This window comes from Flavilitoribacter nigricans DSM 23189 = NBRC 102662 (assembly GCF_002646595.1).
Classification (GTDB): domain Bacteria; phylum Bacteroidota; class Bacteroidia; order Chitinophagales; family Saprospiraceae; genus Flavilitoribacter; species Flavilitoribacter nigricans.
On record NZ_PDUD01000097.1, the window covers coordinates 1 to 5,626 of the forward strand.

General features: G+C 37.5%; 4 protein-coding genes. All 4 read left to right on the top strand.

Annotated features, from left to right (window positions below):
- The first annotated feature begins 122 nt into the window (after positions 1–122).
- The 4 genes from CRP01_RS43600 (at position 123) to CRP01_RS41440 (ending at position 5,477) form a co-directional block, all read left to right on the top strand.
- The gene (locus CRP01_RS43600) at positions 123–407 is read left to right on the top strand and encodes a formylglycine-generating enzyme family protein (protein WP_099155994.1); all 285 of its coding nucleotides are present in this window, start codon (positions 123–125) and stop codon (positions 405–407) included.
- Positions 408–694: 287 nt separating this feature from the next.
- A complete protein-coding gene (locus CRP01_RS41430; protein WP_099155995.1) occupies positions 695–1,639 on the top strand; it encodes a hypothetical protein in 945 nt (314 codons plus the stop codon).
- 42 nt (positions 1,640–1,681) lie between these two features.
- Positions 1,682–4,786, top strand: coding sequence for a sensor histidine kinase (locus tag CRP01_RS41435; protein ID WP_099155996.1), 3,105 nt, complete (start codon positions 1,682–1,684; stop codon positions 4,784–4,786).
- 40 nt (positions 4,787–4,826) lie between these two features.
- Positions 4,827–5,477, top strand: coding sequence for a LuxR C-terminal-related transcriptional regulator (locus CRP01_RS41440; protein WP_099155997.1), 651 nt, complete (start codon positions 4,827–4,829; stop codon positions 5,475–5,477).
- Positions 5,478–5,626: the final 149 nt, after the last annotated feature.

Sequence of the window (5,626 nt, forward strand, 5' to 3'; positions counted from 1 at the left end):
AGCTTTGAAGCTGGAAGTTATACGAGTACTGAAAGAAGTAAAGAAGAACAAAAAACTAATTATTTCTTTCTTCAGAAATCATGAATTAAACTGTTACCAGTTTTTTAGCTGATAGTCTAAATTTGATTAAAATATTCCCAGCCAATAAGTTAGGTCTTTATGATATGAGTGGTAATGTTTTCGAATGGTGTTGGAATAAATATACAACTTATAAACGCCGGTCTGGTAGCCAACCTGAGAGCCCTTCACCAAAAACCAACGATAAAGCAATAAGCAGAGGAGGTGCCTGGGATCGGGACGCATTTAAATGTAGATGTACTTTTCGCTTGGAACTCCCCCCAAACCGTAGCTTTATTGATGTTGGGTTTAGAGTGGCGAGGAGCGTTTTAGGTTCCGAGCGTATTTAAATTTAATTTTTCTTCCAATATAAAATGGATGCCCAAGCCCTGTGAAGCTCATTCTTTGGCACATTATCCAAAGAAAGGAACCGAAAAATTTAGGGGCTCGCAGTGAAAAAGAAAAAAGGTCCTGCAGAATAGACTGACGGCCAAGAACAGGATGTAGTGCTATTATATATAACCTTTGTTATATTCCCTTTACTAAAAAGCAGCCTAACTTTGGCTTATGATATAAAAATCAATTTGGAAAACAAGCACTAGACAGCTATTTTTAATCTAATTAAACATTCTTAGTTATGGCAAATCCGAAAAACCGTAAACAAGGAGGCTTATTACTCCAAAGAGCAGACCTGCAAGCAATTTTAGACGAACCGGATACCAAAGGTATTGCCTTTGCATTGAAAGCACCTGGTGAATCCGAAAATGTGGACTTACAAATATTGAAGGTATCCGTAATCAATAATCGCTTTGTAGGGGAAATCCGCGAGATCCCTGCCGATAAAAAACAAGGTGTTGCCGGGCCATTACATTATCCTACGGGTAGCTGCGACGACTTTGAATTTCATTATTCAGATAAACTGAGTAAGGATGGCTATTTCTTTGGGTTTTTTAACAACTTTGCTTCCTTATTCAAAGGGAGAGAACCGAAAAGCTGGAACCAAGTCTTCATTGGTGGTGGAAAAAAAATGTATACAGGTGGTACTTTCGATCATGATGAATGGTTCACATTTACGGTAGCCGTTCGCAAGGAGCTTAAGGAACTCCGTTTTGCTCAACGAAAGGAAGCCCATGATTTCATTAAAGATCAACGCCCTGATAAACCAATCATCAAATTGCCCTTTATTAAGAAATTTGGGTCCCTGGAAGTTGAAGAAATAGCAAATGTCCACCAAAACGGGAATAAACCGATCGGTAAAGAAGTGGAAGGGGTCATGAAATTTGGTAATTCCAACCATATTGCCGGCCTCATATTTACCGATGGCAGTAAATTTATGTTTGACAAGGATTCAAAAGTAGAATCTATTCAGCTAGATGAGAAATATTGTTTAAAAGCCATACACTTTCCAGTCGACCCTGAAACAGAATTCTTAGAATCTCTCGACTTGGGGGCAATTTTTCCTTACTCTGATCATACTATTGGGTGCCCGCCTCATTGGCCGGACAACCTTGATGGGGGAGCGCCACAAGAAAATAGCCTTAGGGTGGCTGTTGAATATGCATTGAAACAACATCATGTTTAATGATAGCTCTATTTCAACTATCAAGTCTGAAATTTTAGGCATATGGTCATCGGTTTAAAGGTCATGGGCTGTTATTTTTTTCTCCGTAAAACGATTGTTTCCGTTTCCTTGATTTTTTACTTCCCATTTTTTGCCTTGTGCCAGCACTTGTCCTTTGACCATCTGAAGCCCATTGACGGTCTCGATGACCGAAATATAGATTTTATCAAAAAAGATTCAAAAGGCTATTTTTGGTTTAGCTCTTTGGAGGGCGTCTACAATTATAATGGATTTGAGCTAAAGCACTTATCTTTAGATAACTATCCTCTCAACGGGAATAACGGGTTGTTAGAAAAAGATATACAGGGTAATTTTTTTGAAGATGCTGAAACCAATATTTGGTTTACACCAATTAACGGGATCAATTGTTATGTAAGAGAAAAAGATGAGTTGCTAAATTACCGCATAAAAGGAAAGAATGGACAGCCTGCCATTGATGCAGGATATTCGGGATTTCACTTAGGCAATGATAGCCTACTTTGGCTTAAGGCAGATAACAAGCTTTATAGTTATAACATAGCAACTGGAGCTCAAAAAAAAATATACGCAACTAAAGGTTATCGTTTTTCTGTTGATACTTTCGCCAATGGAAAATTAAAAACTATCTATGCTTGTCCTTGGATACGAAGTCCAGGCATCGAACAGTTTTCAATTTCTCCTGAACAAAATTTTATCGTCAAAAACGAATTATTCCAAGATGGATTGCCTGGGCATCCTGAAAAAAAACCAAATATTTCTCACGTAATTGTGGAAAATGATAGCTCAATTTGGCTTTTTTCTCAATATGGGTTGATCAAGACAGATCCGCAAAATCCAGATTCATCATCCTTATATGAATTACCCTCTGTATCTGATTCTCAGGTGAAAGATGGGGTCATTTTAAATGATAGTTTAATTGCTGTGATCTCTAAGAACCATGGTCTGTGGCTATTCAATCGAGATTCAAGTTGCTTTTCAAAAAACTTTCTTAGCAATAAACTGATCCCGGGCAGTATCTCAAGTAACGATCTAAGAGAAATATACCTGGATAATGAAGAATTATTATGGGTATCCTACTACGATAAAGCTGAAATTGGTCGCGCCTGGGTTAATCCGAATGATTTTATAGTTCCTTTCAAACACCAGCCTGAACCTGATAAAGTAAATTCAATGGCAGAAGATGCTTTGGGGCAAATTTGGTGCGCAACCCAAAAAAAGGGGCTGTTTATCTTTGATGAGTCAGGAAAACTTAAAAAAAACATCCTCTATAATGATGGTTTACAGCCAATTACCCATCTTCATAAAGATAAAGTAGGGAATATATGGGCTATATCTTCGAGTCAAATTTATAAATTCACTGATTTTGCTTGGGAAAATATATATGTTTCCACAGAAGAAAACTTGCTGTACACCCTTCAGCTTGAGCCCAATAAACTTTTGGTAAGTACTATTGACAGCCTGTATACTTTAACTTTAGGAAAAAATGGTCCGGAGGTTAAGAAATTAGATAATTGGGGAGGCAAACCAATATTTGAATCCTTTTATGCACTTCCTTCTAAAAAGAAAAATATATTCTACCTGTTGGATGGTAGGGGGGAAATTGTAATAGTTACTTATGAAAATGGGGAACTTATCCCACAGGAAGGAGGGCACATTCAAATTGGAGCCGACATTTATGCCATTTCCGAAAAAGGGAAAGATGATCAGTTGCTAGTAGGTACGGCTAATGGTGCACTTTTATTAGATCTAATTACTAAGGAAAAGAAAAATATTTTTCCAGATCACCCGGTATTAAAAAACCTCCCGGTTTATGCCATTACCAGAGATCAAAATGACTGGTATTGGTTAGCTACTCGGGTAGGTATTTGGGCCTATTTAGCTAAAACAGGGCAGTTATACTGTTATCATACAGAAGATGGGCTCCCTTCCCAGGAATTCAATTTGTATAGTTACCTGGAAACCAACAATGGAAAGTTTTGGCTGGGTTATAACGAGGGAGCCGTAGGTTTAGATCCACTTTCCATCAGGCCATATCCTTTTACTCCTAAATTGGAATTAAGAAATGTTTCAATTAACAAGGAATCCTACGATCCCGATACACTTATAGATTATAAAAAACATCTTATTTTGAAAGCAAAAGAGAATACTTTTGCTATGGATGCGATTAGTATTTCTCATTATTTCCCAAAACACAATAGGATTGAATATCTACTAGAAGGCTATGATGGAGTAAAAAGAATCATTGCAAATGGAGAACAAATACAATTCACCAAGATTCCATCTGGCATTTACCACTTGAAAGTTACTCCAATGAATGCAAATGGAGTGAAAGGTAAAACTCGAACTTTAAAATTGACCATTAAGAAGCCCTTTTTTGCGCGGCCTGAAATACTATTAATAAGTTTATTTTTAGTGGCCGGGGCTTTTTATTTCATCATTCGCATGGTTGTCAAAAACCGGCTTCGTAAACAACAACGAATTTTTCAACATCTCAATGACATCAAAGAAGCCCGTCAAAGTGAACGAGATCGTATCGGTGCCGAAATGCATGAAGACCTGGCTGGAGGCTTAACCTCTATTCAATTACTAGCCCAAAATGTGCGGAAAAAGTCTAAAGGAGTTGATGTGCCTGAAAAATTAAAAAGAATAGAAGAATATTCAGCTGAGTTGGTAGAGGGAATGCGGGAAATTATCTGGGCCATGAATAGCAGTTATGATAGCTTACCGGATTTGGCCATATATATGCGACAATTTGTACTGGGATATTTTGAAGATTTGGACATTCCTTGTAAAACTACTATCCCGGATAATTTCCCTGATATCATTATTAGTGGAGAGAAAAGAAAAAATCTCTTCCTTTGTTTAAAAGAAAGTGCCCATAATGTAGTAAAACATGCCAATGCGGATTTTGTGGAATTTTCGATGCATTATGCTCAACAACAGTTAAGTATCATCTTGAAAGACAATGGGAAAGGAATAGGAGAGGAAAAACTAAGGCACTTCGGCAATGGGCTGGTCAACATGAAAAAAAGAATGGAAGTGATAGGAGGTAAAATGATTATTGAAAGTCAGAATGGGTCCTCGGTTAAGTTGATATTACCACTTTCTGAACCAGATTCACGTTCTTAAGCTCTTGAAATTATATAAAATCCCCAAAAGAAAGAAGATTATGAAAAAATTAGAAACAGCAACTAGATTGTCCTTTGTGGAGGACCGTTCCGAGATCATGGATTTTCTGGTGAATGCCTTCGCCGACAAAGAAGAATATATTTGTCAGGGACGGTATAAAAATGCAGAAGAGGCCATTACTTTTTTGCCAAAATCAGATACAAAGTTAGTTATTGTTGATATCGGTCTGCCGGGAAAAAAGAGTGGGATAGATTGTGTTCGTGAAGTGAAGGCATTGCGCCCGGATATTCAATTCATGATGTTTACTGTTTTTGACGCTGGTGATCAGATTTTTGAGTCCCTAAAAGCAGGAGCAAGTGGTTACCTTTTAAAAACCATTAAAGAGGAAAAGGTAGTCCATGCAGTAAAAGAGTTACTTAACGGTGGCGCTCCTATGTCCCATGCCATTGCCCGAAAAGTCACCGACTTTTTTTTTAACGGCCCGAGGGAAGTTACCGAAATGAAATTGCTGAGTCAACGTGAACAAGAAGTTCTAGCACTTCTTGCAAAAGGTAAGCTATATAAGGAAATAGCCGAAGAAATGGATGTTGTAATTGGAACTGTAAAACAACATGTACATAACATCTATCAAAAATTACATGTGAGTAACAAAACCGAAGCCATTAATTTGTACTTGGGTAGAGAATTGTAAAATATTGGTAATATATCAGGACGGACTATGTCGGCCATCCCTGTAAATTCTAGGTGATTAACTTTCAATAAATTAGCTTAGGAAAAGGCAAATAAAATACCCCGAATCTAGGCACATTTGCCTATTTTCGGGGTAAACATTTTATTAGA